This window comes from Halorubrum salinarum (genome assembly GCF_013267195.1).
Lineage (GTDB): Archaea > Halobacteriota > Halobacteria > Halobacteriales > Haloferacaceae > Halorubrum > Halorubrum salinarum.
In genome coordinates, this window is sequence record NZ_CP053941.1 from 2,451,928 (window position 1) to 2,476,474 (window position 24,547).

Sequence of the window (24,547 nt, forward strand, 5' to 3'; positions counted from 1 at the left end):
TGCGAGCGGTGAAACCGCGAGCAGCGAGCGACGAGGTTGGGGAGGCGTGAGGTGCGGTTGCGGTGTGGGGCGGGCCTCACGACCGGGGCCTTGGAGGTGGTTCCGGTCGATCGCCCGCCGGCAACCCATTCCAGTTTCCATGAAGTAACCGACTCGTCCCGTCGGCTGACGCTATCCATTTCCGCGTCGCGGCCGAAGCGGCGGTGATGACCGACGACACCGGCGACGACGCCGGCGACGATTCTAGCGAGAACGACGCTGACGACCTCTCGATAGACCGCTTCCACGAGGCGCTCGAAGCCGAGGAGCGCCCGGTCGCGACCGCGAGCGAGGTCGCCCGCCGGCTCGGCACGACCCAGGCCGCCGCCCGCGACGCGCTGGCCGCGCTCGTCGACCGCGGCGACGTGGACCGGCTGGACGTCGAGGCCGACCCCGTGGTCTTCTACCCGCGCGACTGGGGCGCGCTGGCGAGCCGCGAGCGCGTCGTAGTCTTCCCGAAGCGCCGCGAGATCGTCGTCGACCGCCCAACGCAGTACACCCGCGCGCGGCTCTCGCAGTTCGCGAACCTCGTCGACACCACCGGCACCGAACCGGGAACACGCGGGTACCTCTATCGGGTCCGGCAGGAGGACGTGTGGGCCGCGCCGTTCGACGACGCCGACGGGCTCGTGGGGGCGCTCCGCTCGGTGCTGCCCCGCCGGTACGACCACCTCGAAGACTGGGTGCGCGACCAGTGGCGGCGCGCGCACCGCTTCCGGCTGTACACCCACGAGGACGAGTACGTCGTCCTCGAAGCCGCCTCCGAGAACCTGATGGGGAACGTCGCCGACCAGCACCTCGACGACGACCACCTCCGCGCGCCCATCTCGGACACGGAGGCGTGGGTCAACGAGGCGGCGGTCGCGGCGGTCAAGCGCGCGCTCTACGACGCCGGCTACCCCGTCGAGGACGACCGCGACCTAGAGACGGGCGACCCCGTCGAGATCGAACTCACGACCGACCTCCGCGATTACCAGGAAACGTGGGTGGAGACGTTCCTCGACCGCAAGTCCGGGGTGTACGTCGGGCCGCCGGGCTCCGGGAAGACCGTCGCCGCGATCGCGACGATCGCCGCGGTCGGGGGCGAGACCCTCATTTTGGTCCCCTCGCGAGAGCTCGCCGAGCAGTGGCGCGAGGAGCTGCTCGACCACTCCACCGTCGATCCCGCCGACATCGGACTCTACCACGGCGGGACGAAGGACGTCCGCCCCGTGACGATCGCGACCTACCAGATCGCCGGGATGGACCGTCACCGCAGCCTCTTCGACTCCCGCGAGTGGGGGCTGATCTGCTTCGACGAGGCGCACCACATCACCGCCCCCGTCTTCTCCCGCTCGGCCGAGCTACAGGCGAAACACCGGCTCGGGCTCTCGGCGACCCCCGTCAGCGAGACCGGCAGCGAGGAGGAGATATACACCCTGATCGGGCAGCCGATCGGCGCCGACTGGGACGCGCTGTTCGAGGCGGGCTTCGTCCAGGAGCCCGAGGTCGAGATCCGTTACGTCCCGTGGCGCGACGAGATGGCCCGCAACGAGTACGCGGCCGCGGACGGCCGGGAGCGCAGACGCCTCGCCGCCGAGAACCCCGCGAAGATTGAGGAGATCCGCTACCTGCTCGCCGCCCACCGCGACAAGAAGGCGCTCGTCTTCGTCGAGTACCTCGACCAGGGCGAGGCGATCGCCGACGCGCTCGGCGTCCCCTTCGTCAGCGGCGAGACGCCGCACCACGAGCGCGCGGAGCTGTTCCGCCGGTTCCGGGCCGAGCGGGAGGATGACGGATCGGGAGGCGACGACGGCGACCTCGCCGCGCTCGTCGTCTCCCGCGTCGGCGACGAGGGGATCGACCTCCCGAACGCCGAACTCGCGGTCGTCGCGAGCGGGCTCGGGGGGTCCCGGCGACAGGGCTCACAGCGCGCCGGTCGGACGATGCGCCCCTCCGGCTCCGCGCTCGTCTACGTCCTCGCGACGCGGGGATCGAGCGAGGAGGAGTTCGCCCAGCGGCAGATGCGGCACCTCGGCCGGAAGGGCGTCCGCGTCCGCGAGACGAACGTCGCCGAGTGAGCGGACGCACCGCCTCCGGTCGCGCGCTCCCCGTCGCGTCGAAGGCTTCAACACCCGCTCGGTCGAGTTCGCGGTATGGACGCGGACGATCCCGCCGACGAGACGCACCCGACCGTCGCCGAGGCGGTCGTCGACGCCATGCTCGACCGCGGCGTCGACACCGTCTTCGGTATCCCCGGCAAGCAGACCCTCCCGCTTAACCGGGCGCTCGCCGACCGCGACGCGCGGTTCGTCGTCGCTCGCCACGAGACGGCCGTTCCGCACGAGGCGTGGGGGTACGCCGAGACGAGCGAGCCGGGCGCGATGGCGGCCACCTGCGTCGTCCCCGGGCCCGGCGACACGAACGCGATGAACGGGCTGAAGAACGCCCTGAACGACTGCGTCCCGCTGCTCCACCTCGCCGTGGAGACCGAGCGGTCGGTCCGCGGCGGCGACGGCATCCACGAGACGCCGCCCGAGACGTACGACACCGTCGTCAAGGAGAACGTCCTCGTCGACTCGCCCGCCGGCGCGGTCCCGGCGGTCGTCGAGGCGATCCGCACCGCGCGCGAACACCCGCAGGGACCGGTTCGCGTCGGGATCCCGAAAGACGTGCTCGCGGGCCGAACCCCCCAACCGGCCGTCGGCGACCGCGACCCCTCGCGGCCGCCGACCGCTCCCCCGGACGCGGTGCGAGACGCCGCGGACCGCTTGGCCGACGCGGCGTCGCCGGTCGTCCTCGCCGGCGGCGGGGTCAGGCGCTCGGGCGCGAGCGAGGCGCTCCGCTCGGTCGCCGAGAGTCTGGACGCTCCCGTCGTGACGACGTACAAGGGGAAGGGGACGCTGCCCGAGACGCACCCCCTTTCGGCCGGCGTCCTCTGCGGCGGCGCGAGCGCGGACCTCCGCGACCTGCTCGCCGGCGCGGACGTGGGCCTCGTCGTCGGCTCCGACCTCGACGCGGTCGCGACCGCCTCGTGGTCCGTTTCCATGCCGGAGACGCTGATCCACGTCACGCTCGACGGCGACGACGTGGGGTTCGGCTACGACGCCGACCTCGGCGTCGTCGCCGACGCCGACCGCTTCCTGCGCGACCTCGACGGCGCGCTCGACGAGGAGTCACCGCCGGCCCGCGAGCGCTCCGGCGCCGCGCGCGCCGAGGCCGTCCGCGCGGCCGACCGCGATCGGTTCGAAGCGCTCTCCGAGGACAGCGGTTCCGACGATCCGCTCCGGTCCGTCGAGGTGCTCTCCGCGGTGCGCGACGCGATGCCCGAGGACGCGGTCGTCACCGCCGACGCGGGCGGGTTCCGGCTGTGGACGCTCGTCTCCTTCCCCGCCGCGGGGCCGCGGTCGTACGTCAATCCCGGCTCGTGGGCGACGATGGGGACCGGACTCCCCTCGGCGATCGGGGCCAAGCTGGCGAACCCGGAGCGCGATGTCGTCGCGCTCACCGGCGACGGGGGGCTCATGATGTGCGTCCACGAGCTCCACACCCTGGCGAGCGAGGGGATCGACGTGACCGTCGTCGCGCTCAACAACGACGACTACGCGATCATCAGCGAGGAGGCGGAGCGCTCCTACGAGTTCCCCGAGGGGAGCTACGGCTGGGCGGAGACCGGCCTCGACCTCGTCGCGGTCGCGTCCGGGATGGGACTGCCCGCCGAGCGCGTCCGCGAGCGCGACGCGGTCGGCGACGCCGTCGAGCGCGCCCGGAGTCGGGAGGGGCCGGCGCTCGTGGAGGTCGTCACCGATCCGGGCGAACCGCAGGCAAGCGAGTGGATGACCGGGCCCCGCCCGGGCGAGTAGCCGCTCCGTTTCACGCTCGGCGTTTCCGAGATCTGAAGCGAACTATATCAGGGTCTGCTCCCGACTGCGCGTATGCGCAACCCGTGGGTCCACGACGACGTGCCGGACGACGCCGGCGGCGGATACGACGGTCCCGTCCGCCTGCTGGCGCTGCTCGTGTGGGGGTCGCTGGCCCTCCTCGTCGGCGGGTTCGTCCTCCTCTCCGGAGCGGGCGTCATAGACCTCGCCGACGGCGGATCGGTGGGCGCGGTCGTCACGGGGGTCGTCGCCGCGCTCGCGCTCGCGCTGGCGCTCCCGGTCCTGTTGAAGCTGCTCGCGATCTCGCGGGCGCTCGCGCTCCTCGCCTTCCTCGGGACCGGCGCGACCGTCGGCCGGTTCGTGATCGCCCGCGAACCGGAGCAGTTCCGGGCCCTGCTCGACGCGCGGGACGCCCTCGCCGAGAACGCCGACTCGATCGGCGGCCTCTTCGACGTCGTCGACTCGATGTCGCCCGCGGCGGTCGACGCCGGGACGGCGGTGGTCGACGCCGCGGTGACCGCCCTCGTCGCGGTCCCGGCGGCGTGACCGCGGCTCTCACGGTCCCCCTGTGATCCAGACGCGCTCGATCGCGTCGCCGATTTTCCCCGAATTCGCCCGGACGTGAGCCTTAACAACACTCGTTGTGAATCCCGCCCATGACGCATCCGAACGACGTCGCCGTCGGCATCGTCGGCCTCGGCGGCATCGGGTCCCACCACGCGACGAAGCTGGTCGAGCGCGGCGCGAACCTGGTCGGCGGCATGGACATCGACGCCGACACCCGCGCGCGGTTCCACGAGGAGTTCGGCCTCCCCGCGTACGAGGACGAGGCGACCCTCTACGACGAGTGCGACGCCGTGCTGGTCACCACGCCGAACCGCTTCCACGAGGAGTACGCGACCTCGGCCCTGGAAGCCGGCCTCGACGTGCTCTTGGAGAAGCCGCTGGCGCACACGGTAGCGAGCGCCGAGCGCATCGCCGACGCCGCCCGCGACGCCGAGGGGTTCTGTACGATCGGGTTCAACAACCGGTTCGCGGAGCCGGTCCGGGTGATCAAACACTACCAGGACGAGGGGCGGTTCGGGGAGACCACGCACGTCGAGGCGAACTACGTGCGCCGGCGCGGCGTCCCCGGGCGCGGGTCGTGGTTCACCTTCTCCGACGTGGCCGGGGGCGGCGCGCTCATCGACATCGGCGTCCACGCGGTCGACCTCGCGCTCTACTTCCTCGATCACCCCGAGGTCGTCGAGGTGTCGGGCGAGACGCGTTCGGAGTTCGGCGGCCGCGACGACTACGCGTACGTCCACATGTGGGGCGACGACGCCGGACCGGAGGGCTTCGACGTCGACGACTCGGCGTCGGCGTTCATCCGCGCCGCCGATGGCTCCACGGTGTCGCTGGAGGTCGCGTGGGCGACGAACCGCCCGGCGACCGACGAGTTCGTCGTCCGGGGCACCGAGGCGGGCGCGACGTTCGACCGCGGCAGCGACGACCTCACCGTCCACGAGGCGGGCGTGGGCGGCGGCCACCACCTCACGGACGCGAGCGTGGAGACGCGCGAGGGGGACGCTCACGCCGCGGAGCAGGCGACGTTCCTCGAAGCCGTCGCGGCGGGCGAGGCGCCCGCGATCAACACCGTCGAGGAGGGGCTCCGCGTCCAGCGCGTCATCGACGCCATCTACCGGTCCTCCGAGACCGGCGCGGCGGTCCGACTGGACTGACCGCGCCCCGATCGAACCGGTCGGCCGGCTGGCGACGGCCTCCGCGATGGGAACCTATTCGGTGCTGGGGGTCGTTCCCGGTGACAACTCGTGACCAGCGATCCCGGCCCGACGCCGCCCTCCGAACGCATCACCAGCCTCGACGCCCTCCGGGGGTTCGCGCTGCTCGGCATCCTCGTCATCAACATCCGGGTGTTCTCGATGCCGGAGCAGACCCTGCTCAACCCCAACGTGTACGGCGACTTCACCGGGATCGACTACTGGACGTGGTTCGTCGGCCACGTGTTCGCGCAGTCGAAGTTCATCACGGTCTTCTCGGCGCTGTTCGGCGCCGGCGTCCTCCTGTTCATCGAGAGCAAAGAGGAGAAGGGCCAAGACGCCGTCCGCCTCCACCTCCGCCGGACCGCGGTGCTGATCGCGATCGGACTCCTCCACGCGTACCTGCTGTGGTACGGCGACATCCTCGTCACGTACGGGCTGACCGGGATCTTCCTGCTGTTCGTCCGCGACCTCGACGCGCGGCAACTCGCCGGGCTCGCGGGGATCTTCCTCCTCTTCGTCCCCGCGATCGAGCTGTTCGCGGCGGTGTCGATCGGCGGGGAGGCGATCGCCGGCCAGTGGATGCCCTCGGAGGCCGCGATACGGCAGCAGGTGGCCGCCTACCGCGGCGGCTGGCTCGACCAGATGAGCCACCGCGTCGACTCCTCGCTCCAGCGACAGACGAGCGGGTTCATCGGGTCGAGCTTCTGGCGGGTCGGCGGCGTCATGCTGCTCGGGATGGCGCTGTACAAGCGGGGCGTGCTGACCGGCGAGCGCTCGACCGCGTTCTACCGGCGGCTCGTCGCGGGCGGCGTCGTCGGCGTCGCGATCGTCGTCGCGGGCGTCGCCTACATCGAGGCGAACGACTGGAGCGCGGGCGCCGCGCTGTACTGGCGGCAGTTCAACTACGTCGGGAGCCTCCTCGTCGCCGGCGGCTACGTCGGCCTCGTCACGCTGTTCGTCCGGCGGCGCGGCGAGGGGCTCGTGACCCGCGCGCTCGCCGCGGTCGGCCGGACCGCGTTCACGAACTACCTGCTCCAGACGGTGATCGCGACGACGATATTCTACGGCCACGGCCTCGGGCTGTTCGGCTCCGTCAGCCGCGTCGAGGCGATGGGGATCGTCGTCGCCATCTGGGCGGTTCAGGTGCCGCTCTCGGTGCTCTGGCTGCGGTACTTCCGGTTCGGCCCGGTTGAGTGGGTGTGGCGGACTCTCACCTACGGGGAGGCGCAGCCGATGCGTCTCAAAGGCTGACCCGCGCTGCGCCCACTCGGCGCCCCCAGCCAAGCGCGCGTTCTCCGAACTGAGACTCGCGAGGACACGTTCAACACCCGCCCGCCGAACCTCCCTCCATGACCGGCTTCGACGTTCACGACCACCGCCACGAACTGAAACAGCTCCGCGACTCCGGCCGGACGAGCCTCTGGGAGAACAAGGAAGCGATGGCGTGTCCCGTGTGCGACGACGTCTTCTCGCGGCTCTTCGTCACGCGGCAGGCGGGAACGACGTTCCCCGAGAACGACGGCGCGCGGTTCTGTCTGCTCCGCGATGACGACGCGGTGTACCTGTTCAGACACTGAGCGCACAGGGGATCAGTTCTGCGGAGCGTCAACCGCGTTGAAATCCCTTCCGCAGACGCTTACTCGCCTGACACGGCTGGTCGCTGAAGAGTGCGAATTGATCGCTGAGGACCTTCCCGGCTTGAGACGAACCGACTACGCGCTCGCGGGGGCGCCGTCGGCATCGCCGTCATCGATGAGCGGGTAGTCGATGTGGACTTCGATGCGATCGAACGGGACGACCGGTTGTATCGCGCCGCCGGGTCCGCCCCCTTCGAGCGTAAGGATACCCAGTACTTCCAGCTGCTTCAGGTCAGAGTGGACGTCAGACACGTCCCTCTCGACGAGCCGCGCCGCTTCGCGCATGCTCTCGGGAGCTTCCTCGGCGATCGCTCGGATGAGATTCAGGCGGAGCGGCGTGAGACTGTCGACGAAGTCGTCGTAGGTTCCGAACTGGAGCGTCGCTTTTCCGCCTTGGTCGTCGTCCTCGACATCGTGGACGAACTGGAGTGCGTCCTCACGGAGCTGTTCTCGGTCGCCGACGGTGATGTGGAGTGTGGTCATGGTTGGGGTGGGTCAGGTAGTGTTCGATCAGTGCGGTCGGGGTGGGTCGCCGCCGACAACGTTCCAGTACTCGTCCGCACTCGCCCAGAACTCGACGAGCAGCTCCTCCATTCCAGGGAACCCGACGCCGTCGAGATCGCCCGCTGCGGTGTGTGTTCGTGTCCCTTGGTATCCTCGTGGGAGTTGTCGTACCGGACGAGCGTGAGATCGTCGAGGGTGCCCAGATGGAGGGTGTACTTCCAGCCCGAGGGGTACGTCTCGGTGTCGTCGGTCGGCCGAAGGACGACGTTCTCGACGAGGCCGGCTTCGACGTGTGTGTACTGGAAGAACGCCTCTGAGGGCATCCCTTACGTGTTGGGACATCACCCAACGGCATAAGCGTTGGGCAGAAGTCCAACACCAAACGGGAACGTCGCCCGTCAGTGAGATCCTCAGTGAATTTTTCTTGTCCGTTAGTTACCGATCTTCAAACAACGGATCCGGCGCAGTCAGTCGTCGCCGACGGGGTCGACGCCGGGGTCCGGGTCGTCGATGTAGCGTTCGGTCCACGTCCCCCGAGAGAACCACGCGACGCCGACCGCCGCGCCGAGGACGTTTCCGAGCGCCATCCCGACCCACACGCCGGTCTCGCCCCAGTCGGCCACGAACACGAGGTACGCCACGCTCGCGACCCGGCCGACCCAGAGGGTGACGATGGAGATGACCATCGCGGTCTTCGTGTTGCCCGCGCCGCGGAACGCGCCTAAGATTACCTGCGAGACGCCGATGAAGGCGAACTCGACCGAGCGGATCCGGACGTAGTCGACCGCGTGGCCGATGGTCGCCGGCGCGTCCGGCACGTCGCCGAGGAACGCCCCGACGATCGGTTCGGTGAACGCCACGGCGACGACGGCGACGAGGAACATCACGCCCGCGCCCGTCGTGGCGGCGAACTTCACCGCCTTGGCGGCGCGGTCGGCGCGGTCCGCGCCGAGGTTCTGCCCGACCATCGTGTCGATGGCGCGCCCGAGCCCCATCGCGGGCAGGAAGACGAGCGAGATGAGGCGGTTGCCGAGGCCGTAGGCGGCGACCACCGGCGGCGAGAACGTGACGATCATCGCGGTGAGCGTGATCATCGCGAGCGCGCTCGTCGTCTGCTCGACGCTGGACGGGAGGCCGAGCCGGAAGATGTCGCGGATGAAGTCGAGGTCGGGCGCGAGGTGGCCGAGCGTCACGTCCGGGCCGTAGCCCGTCCCGAAGAGGATCCAGATCCCGATGGCGGTCGCGACGCCCCGCGAGAGGATCGTCGCCAGCGCGGCGCCCTGGATCCCGATTCCGGTGATTCCGGTCGCCGAGAGCAGGGTCGCCTCCAGCGCGACCGGGTCGAGCGCGGCGACGCCGGGCACCGCGGCCAGCCACTGGAACAGCGGATTCCCGTCGAACCCGAAGATGAAGAACGGGTCCAGCAGGACGTTCAGGAGGACGGAAATGAACATGACCGCCATCGGCGTCCGCGTGTCGCCGTAGCCGCGCATCAGCGCCGAGAAGACGAAGAAGCCGAACATCAGGGGGATCCCGGCGAAGATCACCTCCATGTAGTCGGCCGCGAGCGGGATCACCGTCGCCGCGGTGTCGGCGTCGCTCGGGAGGATCTCCAGGGCCGGCCGGGTGTAGAAGTACCCGCCGATGCCGATGAGCACGGACAGCACCGAGACGGTGAAGATGGTCTGTCCGGCCACGAGGCCGGCGGACCCGTCGCCGTCGGCGCCCGTGTACTGCGCGACGAGGATCGCCCCCGCGGTCGTGAAGCCGCCGGCGACCGCGATCAGCAGGAAGATGAGCGGGAACGCGAGGCTGATCGCGCCGACGGCCTCCGCGGAGAGGCGGCCGAGGTAGAGGGTGTCGACGATGTTGTACGTGACCTGTAGCAGCTGGATGACGACGATCGGCCACGCCAGCCGGAACAGCGGCCGGAGGAGGCTCCCCTCGGTGATCGACTCGTCGTCGAGGGGGCCGTCGTCGTCGGGACCGCCCGACGGCCCGTCGACGCCGTCGTCCGGCCGGTCGCCGGAGGGGCCGTCGGGGGAACCGTCGGCGGAGGAGCCGTCGGGGTCGGCAGCGGGCTCGTCGCTCACTGCCGTAACACGCCGGGGGCGCTCTATCAGGCTTCCGATTCGGTTACCCGGCTCCGCCGCCACTCACGTCGCCGCGGTCGGGCTCGGAGTCGACGCCGCCTCGGGCGGCGCCGTCGCCGGCGGCGTCCGAGCCCGCGCCGTCGCCGATCTCCGACGCGTCTGCCGCCGGCGCGTCGGGGTCGGCGGCCCGCGGCGCCTCGCTCCCGGCGTCGACGCGGGCGACGCCCGACGTGTCGTCGAAGACGAGGTGCCGGTGCGGGTACGCCATCTCCACGTCGGCGTCGGCGTCTGCCAGCCGCTCGCGGATCTCGGTGTTCACGTCTGACTGGACCTTCGCGAGCTTGTACGGCTTCTTCACCCAGTACCGCAGCCGGAGCAGGATCCCGTTGTCGCCGAACTCGTGGAGGCGGCAGTCGGGGCCGGCCATGTACCGCGCCACGCCGATGCGGATGTCGGGCCCGCCGTCGATGACGGCGTCGCAGTCGCGCGCCGCGCGCTCGATCCGGCGGCGGGCCTCCGGGATGTCGCTCTCGTAGGTGACGAGCACGTCGATAGAGCGGCGGGTCCGCTCGTCTTCGGCCGAGAGGTTCGTCACGTCGCGCTCGCGCATCGTGCCGTTCGGCACGACGAGGAAGGTGTTGTCGACGGTGAAGATCTTCGTGTAGCGGATCGTGATGTCCTCGACGAACCCCGCGGTCCCGTCCTCCAACTCGATCATGTCGCCGATCTCGAACGGCTGGTCCGCGAGGACGAACACGCCGTTGATGAAGTTCCCCACCAGCGGCGCGAGGACGATACCGATGACAGCGGAGAACACCGCCGTCCCGAGGAGCAGCTCCTCGAACTGGAAGCCGGCCGCGCTGAGGCCGACGAGCAGGGCGGCCGCGATCGTCCCCGCCCGGACCCCGCGGACGATCGTCTGCGCGACGCTCTGCCGCGACACCCGTTGGGCCACGGGGCGACCGATCAGCCGGACGAGGAAGTTGGCGAGGACGACGCCCACCGCGACGGAGGCGACCACGGTGAGGAGCCCCGCTCCCGGCAGGTCGGCGAGCCGAGACCCGAGGCCGGCGAGCCGCGACGCGACGCCGGGGATCGCCGTCGCCTCCGGGAAGACCATGGAGACCCGCGGACGGCCATCGGAAAAAGCGTTTCTCCCCGCGGACGGCGACCGCGGGCGCGGCGCCTCGGACGCACCCGCGCCGGGGACAACCACTATGTCGCGGCTGCGCGAACGGAGCGTATGCCTCGACCGTCCGCGGATCCGACGAACCCGCGGTTCAGCGTCGAACACGACGCCGAACCGGGGGGCGCGCTGATAGCCGGGTTCTCCTCGTTCGGCCTCGCCGGGCTGACCGCCGTCGACTACCTGGTCGACGACCTCGGACTGACGGCGACCGGTCACGTCCGCATCGACGGCGTCCCGTCGGTCACGCCGTTCACGAAGGGGACGCCGCGACACCCGATCCGGCTCTACGCCGCCCCCGACCTCGACATCACCGTGCTGGTCGCCGAGCAGTTCGTGCCGCCGTTCCTCGGCGAACTGCTCGCCGACGCCCTCCTCGACTGGACGGAGGCGAACGGCGTCGAAGAGATAGCCGTGCTGTCGGGCGTCCCGGTGGCGCACGGCCCCGACGCGCACCGCACGTTCCACGTCGCCACCGAGGACTACCGCGCCGCCCGCTTGGAGGGCGGGCCGGACGTCCCCGCGATGGAGTCCGGCTTCCTCGACGGCGCGAACGCGGGGCTGCTGGAACGCGGCCTCGACTCGCCGCTCGGCGTCGGGGTGTTCGTCACGCCGGTCCACGCGCAGGCGCCCGACGCGGAGGCCGCGGTGCGGCTCGTCGACACGGCGAACGCAGTGTACGACCTCGGGGTCGACGCGGGCCCGCTGGAGGCGTTCGCGCAGGAGATTCAACGGCGGTACGAGGACCTCGCCGAGCGGATCGAAGAGCGCGAGCCGGAGGGGAGCTACGACCGGATGTACATGTGAGGGGTCGGGCGGCGGGGCGAGGGAGCGAACTCTGAAAACGCGTACAACTCGGCTCATAGTAAAAAGCTATAATCCCCGCCCCCGATCGTCTGCCCATGACGGACGACCTCCGGGACACCCTCGACCGCGTCGGGGACCGGTTCAACCTCGGCGAATACGAGATCGACGCGTACCTCGCGGTGTTGGAACACGGCGAGCTGACGGCGAGCGACATCGCCGACCGGACCGACATCCCGCAGCCGCGGGTGTACGACACGGTCCGGAGCCTCTCGGACCGCGGGCTCGTCGAGCTCCGCGAGTCCCGACCGATGAAGATCGTGGCCGTCGACCCCGACGACGCGTTCGGCGAGCTCCGCTCGTCGTTCACGGAGATGGTCGACGAGCTCGAGGCCCGCTACACCGCGCCGACCAGGGAGACCGAGGCGGTGTCGCTCGTGAAGTCGCGCTCGACGATCCTCCGGTACATCGAGGAGGTGATCGAGAACGCGGAGTACGAGCTCGCGGTGTCGCTCACGCCCGGCCTCCTCCGGCGGTTCCGGGACCAGCTCGCCGCGAAGGTCGCCGCGGGGGTCAGCGTCGAACTGCTCGTCACGCCCGCGTCGAACGCGCCCGACCCGGCGGAGTTCGATTACCTCGAGGTCGCGACCATCGCGCGCGCCCGTCGCGGCATCACCACGCCGGTCCTGGCGGTCGGCGACGGCGAGTACTCCGTGTACGCCACGCAGGACGCGCTGCGCGACGACCGCGAGCGCTACGGCGTCATCTTCAACCGGTCCGCGCTCGGCTTCCTCGTCTCGGGCTTCTTCGGCACCGTCCTGTGGACGACCGCCGAGACGCTGGCCACCGACGGCGCGGAGCGGCCCTTCCCGCGCCGCTACGCCTCGATCCGCCGCGCCGTGAAGGACGTGCGGGAGTTCGACGGCGAGGAGTTCTACGCCACCGTCGAGGGGCGAGACATCGAGACCGGCGAGGAGGTGACGGTGCGCGGGAAGGTGGTCGACGTCGCGTTCGTCGACACCGAGGAGGTCGCCTCCCTCGTCGTCGAGACCGACGAGGGGCGCGTCGAGATCGGCGGCCGCGTCGCCGCCTTGGAGGACGTCGAGGGCCAGGAGATCGTGATCGGCCGCGGCGAGCCGCCGGCGCTGTGAGGCGGCCTCCGGGCGCCGCGCGGTCGCCGTTCAAGTGCGTGCGGTCCGAAGCGCCCCCGTGACCGACGACGCGTCCGCCGACGACGACCGGGCGGTACCGACCGTCTCCTGCGAGCGGTGCGGCCGCGAGTGGGACCTCGACCGCGAGATCGACGGCCTCGACCCCGGCGGCCACGCGGTCGAGCAGTTCGCGATCGACCACGAGCGCCACACCGGCCACTACCCGGACGACGTGACCCCGTGGATCGCTCGGTGCGAGCGCTGCCCGGACGGCGAGCGCTTCCTGGCGGAGCGGCCCGCCCGGCGCTGGGCGCGGACCCACGCGCGGCACGCGAACCACCCGGTCCGGCTCGAAGCGCCGAGGGGCGACGACGACCTCGTCGCCCCCGACGGCGACCGAGACGGGTCGTGAAGGGCCGACCGCCGGCTCGGCTCACGGGCCGAGCGCCGCGATGTCAGCGCCGACCGCGGCCCGCGCGTCCGCCGGGTTGGGGTCGCTGTCGGCCAGGTGCGTCCACTCGCAGGCGGACAGCGCCGCGATCCGCTCCCGGATCGCCGGCCTGTACGGCGCGGCCGACGCGACGCCGTCGCCCGCCCCCCAGACGTCGTCGATGACGGTCCGCGAGTCGATGCGGACCTCGACGGCCGCCGGGTCGCAGCGCGCGGCCAGCGCCTCCAGCCCCATGTGGAGCGCGGCGTACTCCGCGACGTTGTTTCCCGCCATGCCGACCGGTCGCCCCAGCCGGACCGCCGGCTCATCGTCGGTCCGCAACACGGCACCCGCCCCCGCCGGCCCCCGGTTCCCGCGGGCGCTCCCGTCGACGTAGAGGACGACGGCGCCGTCGTCGGAGCCCCACGAGCCGTGCTCGTCGGCCGGCGGGTCGGCGGCGAGGACCGCCTCGACGGCGGTCCGGATCTCGCCGTCGCCGGTCCCCGGATCGAACAGGCCGCCGTAGCCGGACACGGCCGCGTCGATCGCGTCGATGGCGGGGCCGATCTCGTACCCGTATCGCGCCAGGACCTCGTCGACACGACTCGCGAGCGGCGAGAGCCCCTCCGTTGGGAGTCGGTCCATCACTCTTCCGTCGTCCGGCGCGCTCCCTGTCGATCCATCACCAACGGGTTCGACCGCTGAGACAAAAAGGCGCGGGCGCCCCGGCGGCGCGGCCGCGAGCGGAACGACTTCCTCCCCGCCGCGCGTGGCCGTCGTATGGAGTACACGACGCTCGGCGGGTCCGGGACGAAGGTGAGCCGGATCGGGATCGGGACGAACACCTTCGGCGGCGACGCGGACTGGCACCTCTCGGCCAAGGCGGCGCAGGAGGTCGTCGACACCGCGATCGACCACGGGATCAACTTCTTCGACACCGCGAACGCCTACAACGCGGGCGAGAGCGAGCGCGTCCTCGGCGAGGCGCTCGACGGGTACGACCGCGACCGACAGGTGATCGCGACGAAGGTGTACTTCCAGATGGACGACGAGGACCCGAACTCCGGCGGGCTCTCCCGGAAGGCGATCGAGCAGGAGCTGGCGAACAGCCTCGACCGGCTCGGGACCGACGCGATCGACCTCTACCAGATCCACCGCTGGGACGACGAGACGCCCATCGAGGAGACGCTGCGGACGCTCGACGACGCCGTCCGCCGCGGGGACGTGCGCCACGTCGGCGCCTCGTCGATGTGGGCCCACCAGTTCGCCGAGGCGTGCCACGCGGCCGAGCGGGGCGGCCGCGAGCCGTTCGTCACCATGCAGAACCACTACAACCTCGCGTACCGCGAGGAGGAGCGCGAGATGGTCCCCCTCTGCGAGAAGCGGGACGTGGGGCTGATCCCGTGGAGCCCGCTCGCCCGCGGGTACCTCACGCGGCCGCACGACGAACTGGAGGCGACGGTCCGGGGCGAGACCGACCGGTACCTCCACGAGCGGCTGACGACCTACGCGGCGAACGGCGGCCGGGAAATAAACGAGCGCGTCGCGGAGCTCGCCGCCGAGAAGGGCGTCAAGATGGCGCAGATCGCGCTGGCGTGGCTCCTCCATCAGGACGCGGTCGACGCCCCCATCGTCGGCGCGCGGAAGCCGGAGTACGTCGTCGACGCCGTCGAGGCGCTCGACCTCGACCTCTCCGACTCGGACCTCGACTGGCTGGCCGAGCCGTACGAGCCGGTGCCGGTCGAGGGCCACAGCTGACGCGCCCGCGCGGACGCCACATCGACAGCGTATTTACGTCCCGAGCGCGACCGGTCTGACATGACGCTCGTCGTGGTCCCCGTCCGGTTCCCTCCCTCGTCGCACTCGGCGGCGACGCTGCGAGAGGCGACCCGCGTCGCCGAGGAGCGCGACGCGGACCTCACGATCCTCCACGTCGACCTGTACCAGCGCTCCGGGGGCGTCTCGCGCAGCGACCTCAAGCGCGCCGTCGAGGAGCGAATCGGTCGGGTCGACCGCGCGCGCTACGTCGTCCGCCGCGGCTTCCTCGTCGAGGAGACGATCCTCGAAGAGGTCGTGGCCGAGGGCGCCGACGTGGTCGTCATCGGGTCGAAGCAGGCCGGCCGGTGGCGGCGGATGGTCCAGAAGCTGCTCTCCGACCCCGACATCGACTCCTTCCTCCGAGGCGAGCTCGACTGTACCGTGATCACCGTCGACGCCGACGGCGGGATCACGACCAACGAGGTCGACGACGAGGGCCCGCCCCTGCCGGAGGACGACGACTGAGCCCTCGCGCGGTCCGACCTACTCGGCTACCTCGTACCGTCGCTCGTACTCGATGACGGTCGCCACCCGGTCGGCGACATCCTCGCCGAACTCGCGCTCGACGACGTACAGCGCCAGGTCGATACCGGAGGTGACGCCGCCCGCGGAGAGCAGGTCGCCGTCGTCGACGACCCGGGCGTCGACGACCTCGGCGCCCGACTCGCGGAGCTCCTCGACCGCCGACGCGTGCGTCACGGCCCGGCGGCCGTCGGTGACGCCCGCCTCCGCGAGCAGCATCGAGCCCGTACACACCGAGGCGATCCGGGTGCCGGCCGCGTGGTGGCCGGCGAGCGCGCGCGGCACGTCGCCCTTCTGCGCCTCCGCCCAGGCGCTCGCGTCCTCGTCGCGCGCGCTCCAGCCGCCCCCGGGGACGACGAGCAGGTCGGGCGCGTCGGCCGACTCGGGGTCGGGAAGGACTCCGTCCACGCCCACGCGGGTCCCGTGGCTCGCGGTCACCGTCTCGCGCTCGGCGAGCGTGACGTACCTGACGCGGCCGGCGCGCTCGCCGTCCGCGGCGGCGTAGCCGAGCGCGTAGTCGAACACCTCGTACGGCCCGATGCCGTCGAGTTCGTCGAACCCGTCGTACAGCAGCACGTCGACGTTCATACCGCTCCGGAGGGCGGCGGACGGTTTGTGCGTTCCCCCTCCGGGAGAGCGAGGTCCCGGCCGCGCGTCGGTCTGAGCGTTCGACGGGGCGTCACTCGTCGTCGAACGCGGCGACGACGCGCTCCATGTCTCCCGCGACGCGCTCCGGGTCGATCCGCTCGCCGCGGTAGGCCCGTTCGACCACGCCGTCGGGGTTGACGAGCAGGGTCACGACGATGTGGGTGAAGTCGTAGCCCGGGAGGCGGTCGCTCTCCGTCGTCCGCTCGAAGCCGATCCCCAGTCGGTCTTCGACCACCGCCTTCGCGCGAGCCGGCGTCTCCGGCCGCAGGTAGAGCCAGTTGCCCGCCTCGAGGTCGGCGCCGATCGACTCGGCGTTGTCGCGGAGCGCCGCCGCGTCGTCGCGCTCCGGATCGAACGTGATCGGGATAAAGTACGTGTCGTCGGTCAGCCCCGCCGCCGCGACGCGGCGCTGTACCGTCGCCCACTGGCGGAGGAGGATCGAACACTCCGCGGGACAGAACGTGAACACGCCGGTCACGAGGGCGGTCCGGTCGAGCTCGTCGCTGTCGAACGTCTCGTCCGCGAGGGGAGCCGGCAGCTCGAACGACGGGAGCGGCTGGCCGTACGCGGGATACGCGAGGTCCTCGCTGTCCGCGAGCTGGTCCGACTGCGGATCGAGCACGACGTCGTCCGGGCTTCCACCGAACAGGCGCGACGTACAGCCCGCGACGGAGCCGGCGGCGGCCGTTCCGACGCCGGCGAGCAGCGTTCGTCGCTTCATACCCGAGCGAAGGGGCGAGCGGCGCATAACGCGTCTGGTGCGATCGACGAACGCGAGCGACCCGGGTCTCGCGGGAGCGAGCGCGCGGCGAGTCGGTCGCCCGAGTCAAAACGGGGTGTAGTACGGGATCGGCGGGTGCGGCAGCGGCACGCCGAGCGTCGCGAGCCCGTGCTGGAGCGGGACGTATCCGAGGGCTACGAAGGCGACGCCGAGCACCCGGTGGATCCGCAGCCGCGTTTCGAGACGCATCGACCCGAACACCGTACCGAAAAGCAGCAGCGACGGCACGGTGCCGAGGCCGAGGGCGCCGAGCGCGACCGTTCCCCCGAGCGCGCTCCCCTGAACGAACGCGTAGAGGAAGGCCGGGTACAGGAGCGGGCACGGGAGAAAGCCGTGCGCCGCCCCCAGACCGACGATCCGCCAGTCTCCGACCCACGCGTCGACGCGGGCGACGATCCGGTCGCTCACCGCGCTCGCCGCCCGGTCGAACCCCGGTATCGGGACGGACTCCAGCCGGAGGCGGAGCGCGTAGCGCGCGCCGACGGCGATGATCACTCCGCCGACGAAGATGCCGGTGAGCGCGTGGACGTCGTCGGCGACGCCGGTGACCGTCCGCCCCGTGACGAACGCGAGGCTGCCGGCGAGACCGAAGGCCCCGCCGAGGGTCGCGTAGCTCGCCGTGCGTCCGAGGTTGAAGAGCGCGTGCTGGCGCACCTGGCGGAGGGTGAGGTCGTCGTCTCGCCCGCGACCGCCGCCGGCCTGCCCGGACCGCATCCGATCGGCGTAGGTGGTGACGAGCGGGCCACACATGCCGAGACAGTGCGCGCCGCCGAGCAGTCCGACGAGCAGGAAGACGCCGAGGCCGAGCGACTCGGTCGCGTACAGGGAGCCGCTCGGCTCACAGGTCGCCGTTCCGACGGCGTCGACGAGTCGAAGCGCCCCGGTATCGATGAGGACGTCCATACCGGATCAACGACCGCAAGGTCGCTAACCGATCTGGTGTGATCGGCGAACGGGCGCGAGCCCGGTTCACGCCGATCCCCTCGCCCGGCGCCCACGCCGTCACCCCTCGGCGTCGAGGAGCGAGTCGACCGTGCGGACAAAGCGGTCGACGAGCCGGTCGGGCAGCGACGGCGACACCTCGTCGAGGAGCGCGGCCGTCCGGTCCGGACGCGCCAGCGCGACGGTCATCGGCCGGTCGGGGGACTTCTCGACGATCCCGTGGTCCGCGAGCGTCGAGACGTGCCACGACACCGTGCTCTTCGCGAGGTCGAGGTCACCGGCGAGCGCCGCCGGCCGGGTTGGGCCGTCGGCGTGGAGCCTGACGACGATCTCGCGGGCCGTCTCCCGCCTGAGAAACGCGAGCGTCCGCCGGTCCCACGGATCGACCGCCGGATCGAAGTAGTGCGCGCGCCCGCCGATGCGTTCGACCGCGAGCTCGCCGTCCCGGACGAGCCGGCGGAGGTGGTACTGCGCCTGTCCGGTCGCGATGTCGAGCTCGCGGCCGATCCGGTTGAAGTGGACGCCGGGGGCGTCGCGGACGTGGCGTCGGATCCTGTCTCTGGTGTCCGCCATTTTCGGGGGATCGACCTACCCCCGCTCGGAATAAAAGGCGCCCGTGCGGTCTCTCGCTCTGGGAACGGCGGCGGGGCACGTCTTCTTGTCGGTCGGCTCCCAAGGGCCGGTGTGACGCAGTCGCTCTCGGGGTCGGTGTCGGCGCTCGCCGGATGGTCCGTGGAGGGGTCGCTGCCGATCCTGGCGGTCGTGGTCGCCGCCGGACTCGGGACGAGTCTCCTCTTCGCCGTCAGCCTCGCCGCCTACCGACGCCGCCGGCAGGCGCAGTACCGACTGATCTCCCTCGCCGTCGGCGCGCTCCTGGCTCGGTCGGTGGTCGGCGTCGGAACCGTTCTGGGAGCCGTGCCGATGCCGGTCCACCACCTCCTCGCGCACAGCCTGGACTTCCTCATCGCCGCGACCGTCCTCTATGCGGTGTACGCCCACGCGCCCGGCGCGGTCGGCGACGACGCCGCCTCGGACTGAGCCGAGCGACGCGCCTACCGGCCGACGCTCCCGCGGAGGCGTTCGACCGCGACGCCGACGCGGGGCCCGAACGCGACGGCGGCGACGGAGACGACGGTCCCGCCGACGGTCCACCCGACGAGCGAGGCCACCGCCCGCCCGGTCTGGACGAACCCGCCCTCCGGCGCGAAGGCGACGCCGATCACGTGCTCGAAGACGAGTCCCCGGAACGCACCGTTCGGGGAGAGCGCGACCGACCCGGCGATCCCGCCCGGCGACGCCCCGGCCGACAGCGATCGAAGCACCGCGAGGTCGCCGGCGAGAACGCCGCCGAGCAGCGCGAGGAGGGCGAGCGCGACCGCGCTCCGCCGGCTCGTCGCGACCGTCGACACCGCCGCCGAGAGCGCGAGGTACGCCGCGCCGAACGGCACGACGAGCGCGATGAAGCGGACGAAAAGCACCGGCGAGTCGACACCGGCGTGCGTCGCGAAGATGCCCGTGTCCGGCGCGGCGGTGAGCCACACGTAGGCGCCGACGAGCGCGAACGGGCCGCCCACGAGCGCGACGAGCGCGACCGTCCGGGCGAGCAGCACCCCGAAGACGTACCCGGTCGCGCTCACCGGATACGTCCGGATCACGCTGAGCTCCCCGCTCGCGGCGTCGGCGAACAGCGAGCGGTACCCGAGCACGACCGCCAGCAGCGGCACAAGCACCTCGGCGGGCAACAGCAGGTCGACGACCGCGGGCACGAACCCGGTCGCGCCGCCGCCCCCGACCGCGACGAGGCCGGCGAGGACGACAAGCAGCCCGGCAGCGAGAACGGCGTACCCGGGCGTCCGGCGCACCGTGACCAGCTCGCGCCGGAAGACGACCCACACGCCGCCGAACGGAGAGTTCACCGGTCGGACACCCCCGTGACGTGGACCGACTCGGCGTCGGCTCCGCCGCTCTCTCCGCCCTCCTCCGCCCCGCCGCCCGCGGGCGACGACGCCCCGTCGGTGCCGGCCGCGACCGCGCGGTACAGCGCCGCGACGTCGTCGACCCCCCGCTCGTCGAGGAGGCGCTCGCGGCGCCCGGCCGCGGCGATCCGGCCGCGGCGGAGGACGACGACCGCGTCGGCGTGGGCGTCGACGAGGTCGAGGTCGTGCGAGCTGACGACGACGGCGGCGTCGTCGCCCGCCCGCGCCGCCGCGCGGAACGCCCGCTCTCGCATCTCCGGGTCGAGCCCGCTCGTCGGCTCGTCGAGGACGACGACGTCCGGGTCGCCGAGCCTCGCCTGTGCGATCCCGAGCAACCGCCGCATCCCGCCGGAGAGGTCCGCGACCCGCTTCCCGGCCGCGTCCGAGAGCCCGACCGCCGCCAGCGCCGCGTCGGGGTCGCCGCCAGCGAGCGCCGCGTAGAACCCGAGGGTCTCTCGGGCGGTGAACCCGTCTCGGAACGGTACCCGCTGCGGGAGGTAGCCGACGCGCTTCTCCGACCCCGAGCGCGGACCGCCCTCGGGGTACCGGACCGTCCCCGCGGTGGGTTCGACCGCGCCGCTCAGGACCCCGAGCAGCGTCGACTTGCCGGAGCCGTTGGGACCGATGACGGCGGTGACGCCCGTCCCGACCGACAGTGAGACGTCGTCGAGCACCGCGACGCCGCCGTAGGTGCGCGTGACGCCGTCGAGCGCCGCGAGCGTGCGGTCGCTCATCCGGCCCCCTCCGCGGTCGCCGTGGCGTTCCCGTCCGCTCCGGCGGCGGAGCGCCACGACGACTCGACCGGGTCGCCGTCCGACTCCGCGACGGCGGCGAGCCGGTCGGGGTGATACGGTTCGGCCGCGGGCGCCGGATCGATGATGCTCCCCGAGCGCGCCCCGGGCACGGTCCCGCGGAGCGCGTCGAGCAGCCGCGCGGCGGGGGACCCACGCACCGTTACCGCGCTCACCGTCCGGTGGAGCGCCCCGTCGACCGGCGACGTCGGGCGGTACGCCCGTTCGCCAGGACCGCGCGGTCCGACGTTCGCGCCCTCCCAGAAGTTCCCCCGGCCGCCGTCGGCCCACACGCGCAGCGCGCCGGCCCCGGCCGCCGCGTGGTCCGCGTTGCCGACGAAGTCGTTGGCGACGACCCGACTGGAGGGGACGACCGTCGTCGCCCGCGCCCCGAGCTCGTTGCCGACGACGACGTTGTGCTCGTACAGCGACCCGCGGGCGCTCGTGGAGAAGCCGAGCTCGTTGTCGACGAGCGTGTTGTAGCCGACGTACGTCCGCGTTCCAGACGCCTGGATCCCCGCGCTGGAGTCGCGGACGTCGTTGCCGACGATCGCGTTCCCGGCCGGCCGCGTCATCACGGTCACCCCGGCGAACAGCTCATTTCGGAAGACGTTGTCCGCGACCAGCGCGTCCCCGGTGTACATGAGGTGCGTCCCGTACCGGTTGTCGACGAACGTCGAGTTCCGAACGACGGAGCCGTCGGCGCGGTGGAGGTAGATCCCGTCTCGCCCGCCCTCGAACCGGCTGTCCGTGACGGTGACGCGCGACTCCATCCCTGTGATGCCCATGAACCCCGCCTGCCACTCGTCGGTCCCGTGGACGACGAGCCCGCTCGCGGTCGCGTGAGAACCCGATCGCAGCAGGAGCCCGCTCGCGTTCGTGTCCACGACCACCTCGTCGACGACGAGGCCCGGCGCGCCGACGGCCTTCACTCCGGCGTCGCCGTGGCCGTAGCCGAGCTGGATGTTCGTGTCCCACGTACCGCCCTCCGGGTCCCGGGACTGACGGGCGGCTTCCGGGTCCCGGGTTCGGTTCCCCGTTCCCGCGATTCGCAGCCCCGTGAGCGCCACGTCGGCCGCGCGGACGGTGACCACCGAGCCGGTGCCGTTGCCGACGATCCGGGTCGCGGCCGCGTCGCCCCGCCCGGCGCTCGCGCCGGCGATCGTCACGGACCGGTTCACGGTCACCGTCTCCTCGTAGGTCCCGGGCGGGACGCGGACTGTCGTGTTCGGCGGCGCCGCCGCGACCGCTGCGGAGACGGTGGGGGCGTCCTCGCCGACGACGACGGAGACCGGTCGGTCCGCGCGCCGTTCCGCGGCCGCGAGCCGCTGGTTCGCCGTCCGCCAGCGGTCCGCGGCGAGCGACCGCACGGTCGCCGCGGAGTCGACGTCGTACGACCGGGTCCGGACCGCCTCCCACCCGACGACCGACCCGCCGTGGTCGTCGGCGAACGCCGCCGCCGCCTCGCGGCCGCGGAACGGGACGACGACTTCGCCCGACGGCGTCTCGGCGTCGCTGCCGACGACGTAGAACGCCTCGTCGACCGGCGTCCACCCGCCTGCCCCGCCCGCCGCGAAGAGTCCGGACTCGGTCGTGCCCGGGTCTCGGTGATCGAACGTCTCCACGTACGCGACGAGCGGGTAGCCGAACTGTCGCTCGGTCCGCCCGTCTCCGCGCGAGTCGACGAACGAGGCGATCCCGTTGTAGCCGACGACGTACTGGAGCTGCGAGTAGAACACCTGGACGCGCGGGAGCGTCGCATCGCCCGCCATCAGGGCGTCCGTCTCCGAGGAGAGCCCCAACTCGACCGCGTCCTCGAAGCGCACCGGCTCGGGGACCGACTCGCTCGGGTCCGCGGCGAACGCGCCCGCGGTCCCCACGGCCGCGAGGGCGACGAGCGCGACGGCCGCGAGACGGAGGCGACGCGACTGGGCGGTAGCGGGGTCGAAAACTGCCACGCGAGTACTTCGATCGCCGGCGACTTAGGGCGTCTGGTTCGTTCCTCGAACGCGCCGCTGAACGCGTCCAGAGGGGCTAAGAGGCAGGTACTCCAAATCTGACCATGACGAAACGCGACCCATCGACTCCAACGCCCGCCAGCTCGATGAGCGTCCCGCGGCGTCGAGTGCTCGCCGGAATCGCCGCCGCAGGGATCGGTTCCGTCGCCGGTTGCGCCGGCGGTGGGTCGAACTCGATCGCCCCGGTCTCCATCGACGACGACCAGGCATGCGACCAGTGCGGCATGATCGTCGCGGACCACCCGGGAACGGTCGGGCAGGTCCACTTCGAGGACGACGAACCGGAGGGCGGTCGCCCGGCGCAGTTCTGTAGCGCCACCTGTACGTACACGTACCGGTTCGACGCCGAAGACTCCGGGCGCACGCCGCTCGCGACGTTTCTCACCGACTACTCCGCGGTCGAGCAGGAGGTGTTCGAGGAGGGCGGCGACACGATGTTCTCCTCGCACGTCGACAGCGAGGCGTTCGCCCGCGAGCCCTCCCTCACCGTCGTCGCGCGCAGCGAGGTGATCGGCGCGATGGGACCCGACCTGATCCCGTTCAGCGAGAAGGGCGACGTCGAGTCGTTCGTCGCCGAGTACGGAGGCAAGACGATGCCCGCGACCGAGGTGGACCGCGCGACGCTCGAAGCACTGTGAGCCGTCAGTCGTCCGCCGTCGCGTCCCGACCGATCTGGTTGACGTTGAGCGAGCCGACGAGTTCGGTGTGGGGGTACGGGAACCCGATGTCGGCCTCGTCGAAGCGGCGCATGACGGTCTCCGTGAGCGCGTGTTTGACGCCGCCGGCCCCGGTCTCCGCGGGGTCGATCCACACACGGAGGTTGAACACGACGGCGGAGTCGCCGAGCGCGGTCAGCGGTGCGGCCGGCTCCGGGTCGGCGAGGACGCCGTCGGTCTTCGCCGCCTCGTCGAGGAGGATGTCGCGGGCGCGGTCCACATCGGTGCCGTAATCGACCCCGAAGTCGACGGTGACCCGCCGGGTGTCGTTGGCCTGAACGTTCTTGACGACCGCGTTGGCGAGGTCGCCGTTCGGCACGGTGAGCTGTTCGTTGTCCCACGTGTCGAGCTTCGAGACGCGGAGGTCGATCTCGCGGACGATCCCGCCGTTGCCGCTCCACTCGATGTAGTCGCCGATCTCGAAGGGCTTGTCCTTCAGGATGAACACGCCGGCGACGAAGTTCTGGACGATGTCGCTCGCCGCGAACGCGAACCCCAGCGCGAGCGCGCCGAAGATGGTGGCGAAGGCCCCGAGGATCATCGGGAACCCGGCCACCGTCGCCGCGATGGCGACGGCCGCGAACAGCGCGATCGCCCCCGCGATGCTGGACGAGAGGCTGACGATGGCCGGCGAGTAGTCGCGCTGGTTCAACACCTGCTTGGTCGTCCTGACGAGAACCGACTTCCCGACGAGGTAGAGCACGAGGAACGAGACGACGAACGTCACGACGGTCACGGCGAGCGATACCACGGCGGCGGTCGGGTCGGCGAGCAGGCCCGCCTGAAGTAGTTGCGAAGTCACACCGTCTCCGATCGTCGCCGTTGGAGTTAGATACGGTCGATAAATCGGGCGTGTGGCCTAACGAGC

The 24,547-nt window shown here is 71.7% G+C and carries 25 protein-coding genes and 1 pseudogene; 13 read left to right on the forward strand and 13 right to left on the reverse strand.

Annotated elements, in window-relative coordinates; genetic code table 11:
• The first annotated feature begins 206 nt into the window (after window positions 1–206).
• The 6 genes from HPS36_RS12555 to HPS36_RS12580 all read left to right on the forward strand — a co-directional run bounded on the left by HPS36_RS12555 (window position 207) and on the right by HPS36_RS12580 (window position 7,239).
• The gene (locus HPS36_RS12555; RefSeq protein ID WP_173230404.1) at window positions 207–2,099 is read left to right on the forward strand and encodes a DEAD/DEAH box helicase; all 1,893 of its coding nucleotides are present in this window, start codon (window positions 207–209) and stop codon (window positions 2,097–2,099) included.
• Window positions 2,100–2,174: 75 nt separating this feature from the next.
• Window positions 2,175–3,881, forward strand: a complete 1,707-nt coding sequence (locus HPS36_RS12560; protein ID WP_173230405.1) for a thiamine pyrophosphate-binding protein — start codon at window positions 2,175–2,177, stop codon at window positions 3,879–3,881.
• A gap of 72 nt (window positions 3,882–3,953) precedes the next feature.
• Window positions 3,954–4,445: a hypothetical protein gene (locus HPS36_RS12565; RefSeq protein WP_173230406.1), complete on the forward strand. Its 492-nt coding sequence runs from the start codon at window positions 3,954–3,956 to the stop codon at window positions 4,443–4,445.
• 110 nt (window positions 4,446–4,555) lie between these two features.
• A complete protein-coding gene (locus tag HPS36_RS12570; protein ID WP_173230407.1) occupies window positions 4,556–5,620 on the forward strand; it encodes a Gfo/Idh/MocA family protein in 1,065 nt (354 codons plus the stop codon).
• 90 nt (window positions 5,621–5,710) lie between these two features.
• Window positions 5,711–6,913, forward strand: coding sequence for a DUF418 domain-containing protein (locus HPS36_RS12575; RefSeq protein ID WP_173230408.1), 1,203 nt, complete (start codon window positions 5,711–5,713; stop codon window positions 6,911–6,913).
• Between the two features lie 98 nt (window positions 6,914–7,011).
• Window positions 7,012–7,239 carry a DUF7385 family protein gene (locus HPS36_RS12580; RefSeq protein ID WP_173230409.1) on the forward strand — a complete coding sequence of 76 codons (228 nt, stop codon included), beginning with the start codon at window positions 7,012–7,014 and terminating at the stop codon, window positions 7,237–7,239.
• Between the two features lie 135 nt (window positions 7,240–7,374).
• On the opposite strand, the gene HPS36_RS12585 is transcribed toward HPS36_RS12580, so the two are convergent.
• From HPS36_RS12585 to HPS36_RS12600, 4 genes and pseudogenes are all read right to left on the reverse strand, one after another.
• On the reverse strand, window positions 7,375–7,782 hold the full coding sequence (locus tag HPS36_RS12585; RefSeq protein ID WP_173230410.1) for an HVO_A0114 family putative DNA-binding protein: 408 nt from the start codon (window positions 7,780–7,782) through the stop codon (window positions 7,375–7,377).
• Window positions 7,783–7,809: 27 nt separating this feature from the next.
• Window positions 7,810–8,126 (reverse strand): annotated as a pseudogene (locus HPS36_RS12590) (toxin-antitoxin system TumE family protein).
• A gap of 144 nt (window positions 8,127–8,270) precedes the next feature.
• A complete protein-coding gene (locus HPS36_RS12595; RefSeq protein ID WP_173230411.1) occupies window positions 8,271–9,896 on the reverse strand; it encodes an MATE family efflux transporter in 1,626 nt (541 codons plus the stop codon).
• Between the two features lie 43 nt (window positions 9,897–9,939).
• Window positions 9,940–11,016, reverse strand: a complete 1,077-nt coding sequence (locus HPS36_RS12600) for a mechanosensitive ion channel family protein (protein WP_173230412.1) — start codon at window positions 11,014–11,016, stop codon at window positions 9,940–9,942.
• Window positions 11,017–11,139: 123 nt separating this feature from the next.
• Here HPS36_RS12600 and HPS36_RS12605 point away from each other — a divergent pair, with 123 nt between their 5' ends.
• The 3 genes from HPS36_RS12605 to HPS36_RS12615 all read left to right on the forward strand — a co-directional run bounded on the left by HPS36_RS12605 (window position 11,140) and on the right by HPS36_RS12615 (window position 13,449).
• Window positions 11,140–11,889, forward strand: coding sequence for a proteasome assembly chaperone family protein (locus HPS36_RS12605; RefSeq protein ID WP_173230413.1), 750 nt, complete (start codon window positions 11,140–11,142; stop codon window positions 11,887–11,889).
• Window positions 11,890–11,984: 95 nt separating this feature from the next.
• Window positions 11,985–13,037 carry an HTH-type sugar sensing transcriptional regulator TrmB gene (trmB, locus tag HPS36_RS12610; RefSeq protein ID WP_121564217.1) on the forward strand — a complete coding sequence of 351 codons (1,053 nt, stop codon included), beginning with the start codon at window positions 11,985–11,987 and terminating at the stop codon, window positions 13,035–13,037.
• A gap of 58 nt (window positions 13,038–13,095) precedes the next feature.
• Window positions 13,096–13,449 carry a hypothetical protein gene (locus tag HPS36_RS12615; RefSeq protein WP_173230414.1) on the forward strand — a complete coding sequence of 118 codons (354 nt, stop codon included), beginning with the start codon at window positions 13,096–13,098 and terminating at the stop codon, window positions 13,447–13,449.
• Between the two features lie 21 nt (window positions 13,450–13,470).
• Here HPS36_RS12615 and HPS36_RS12620 read toward each other — a convergent pair whose 3' ends face one another.
• Window positions 13,471–14,112 (reverse strand): ribonuclease HI family protein, encoded by a 642-nt coding sequence (locus HPS36_RS12620; protein WP_173230415.1) that lies wholly within the window; start codon window positions 14,110–14,112, stop codon window positions 13,471–13,473.
• 135 nt (window positions 14,113–14,247) lie between these two features.
• On the opposite strand from HPS36_RS12620, the gene HPS36_RS12625 reads away from it, so the two are divergent.
• A complete protein-coding gene (locus tag HPS36_RS12625) occupies window positions 14,248–15,225 on the forward strand; it encodes an aldo/keto reductase (RefSeq protein WP_173230416.1) in 978 nt (325 codons plus the stop codon).
• A gap of 60 nt (window positions 15,226–15,285) precedes the next feature.
• A complete protein-coding gene (locus tag HPS36_RS12630; protein ID WP_121564224.1) occupies window positions 15,286–15,750 on the forward strand; it encodes a universal stress protein in 465 nt (154 codons plus the stop codon).
• An 18-nt stretch (window positions 15,751–15,768) separates the two neighbouring features.
• On the opposite strand, the gene HPS36_RS12635 is transcribed toward HPS36_RS12630, so the two are convergent.
• From HPS36_RS12635 to HPS36_RS12650, 4 genes are all read right to left on the reverse strand, one after another.
• Window positions 15,769–16,395, reverse strand: coding sequence for a DJ-1/PfpI family protein (locus tag HPS36_RS12635; RefSeq protein ID WP_173230417.1), 627 nt, complete (start codon window positions 16,393–16,395; stop codon window positions 15,769–15,771).
• 91 nt (window positions 16,396–16,486) lie between these two features.
• Entirely contained in the window at window positions 16,487–17,176 is a 690-nt protein-coding gene (locus HPS36_RS12640; RefSeq protein ID WP_173230418.1) for an SCO family protein, read from the reverse strand.
• 105 nt (window positions 17,177–17,281) lie between these two features.
• Entirely contained in the window at window positions 17,282–18,139 is an 858-nt protein-coding gene (locus HPS36_RS12645; RefSeq protein WP_053772607.1) for a sulfite exporter TauE/SafE family protein, read from the reverse strand.
• A gap of 99 nt (window positions 18,140–18,238) precedes the next feature.
• Window positions 18,239–18,751: a winged helix-turn-helix transcriptional regulator gene (locus HPS36_RS12650; RefSeq protein WP_053772606.1), complete on the reverse strand. Its 513-nt coding sequence runs from the start codon at window positions 18,749–18,751 to the stop codon at window positions 18,239–18,241.
• Window positions 18,752–18,862: 111 nt separating this feature from the next.
• Between HPS36_RS12650 and HPS36_RS12655 the strand changes: the two genes are divergently transcribed.
• The gene (locus tag HPS36_RS12655) at window positions 18,863–19,216 is read left to right on the forward strand and encodes a DUF7471 family protein (RefSeq protein ID WP_053772605.1); all 354 of its coding nucleotides are present in this window, start codon (window positions 18,863–18,865) and stop codon (window positions 19,214–19,216) included.
• Between the two features lie 14 nt (window positions 19,217–19,230).
• On the opposite strand, the gene HPS36_RS12660 is transcribed toward HPS36_RS12655, so the two are convergent.
• From HPS36_RS12660 to HPS36_RS12670, 3 genes are read right to left on the reverse strand one after another with little or no spacing between them, the layout of a single operon-like run.
• Complete coding sequence (locus HPS36_RS12660) at window positions 19,231–20,094, reverse strand: copper ABC transporter permease (protein WP_173230419.1); 864 nt, start codon at window positions 20,092–20,094, stop codon at window positions 19,231–19,233.
• Window positions 20,091–20,888: an ABC transporter ATP-binding protein gene (locus HPS36_RS12665; RefSeq protein WP_173230420.1), complete on the reverse strand. Its 798-nt coding sequence runs from the start codon at window positions 20,886–20,888 to the stop codon at window positions 20,091–20,093. Before HPS36_RS12665 ends, HPS36_RS12660 begins: the two co-directional genes overlap by 4 nt.
• On the reverse strand, window positions 20,885–22,903 hold the full coding sequence (locus HPS36_RS12670; RefSeq protein ID WP_173230421.1) for a NosD domain-containing protein: 2,019 nt from the start codon (window positions 22,901–22,903) through the stop codon (window positions 20,885–20,887). The genes HPS36_RS12665 and HPS36_RS12670 overlap by 4 nt, the downstream gene beginning before the upstream one ends.
• Before the next feature lie 104 nt (window positions 22,904–23,007).
• Here HPS36_RS12670 and HPS36_RS12675 point away from each other — a divergent pair, with 104 nt between their 5' ends.
• Window positions 23,008–23,601: a nitrous oxide reductase accessory protein NosL gene (locus HPS36_RS12675; RefSeq protein WP_173230422.1), complete on the forward strand. Its 594-nt coding sequence runs from the start codon at window positions 23,008–23,010 to the stop codon at window positions 23,599–23,601.
• 4 nt (window positions 23,602–23,605) lie between these two features.
• Here HPS36_RS12675 and HPS36_RS12680 read toward each other — a convergent pair whose 3' ends face one another.
• Window positions 23,606–24,481 carry a mechanosensitive ion channel family protein gene (locus HPS36_RS12680; protein ID WP_173230423.1) on the reverse strand — a complete coding sequence of 292 codons (876 nt, stop codon included), beginning with the start codon at window positions 24,479–24,481 and terminating at the stop codon, window positions 23,606–23,608.
• Window positions 24,482–24,547: the final 66 nt, after the last annotated feature.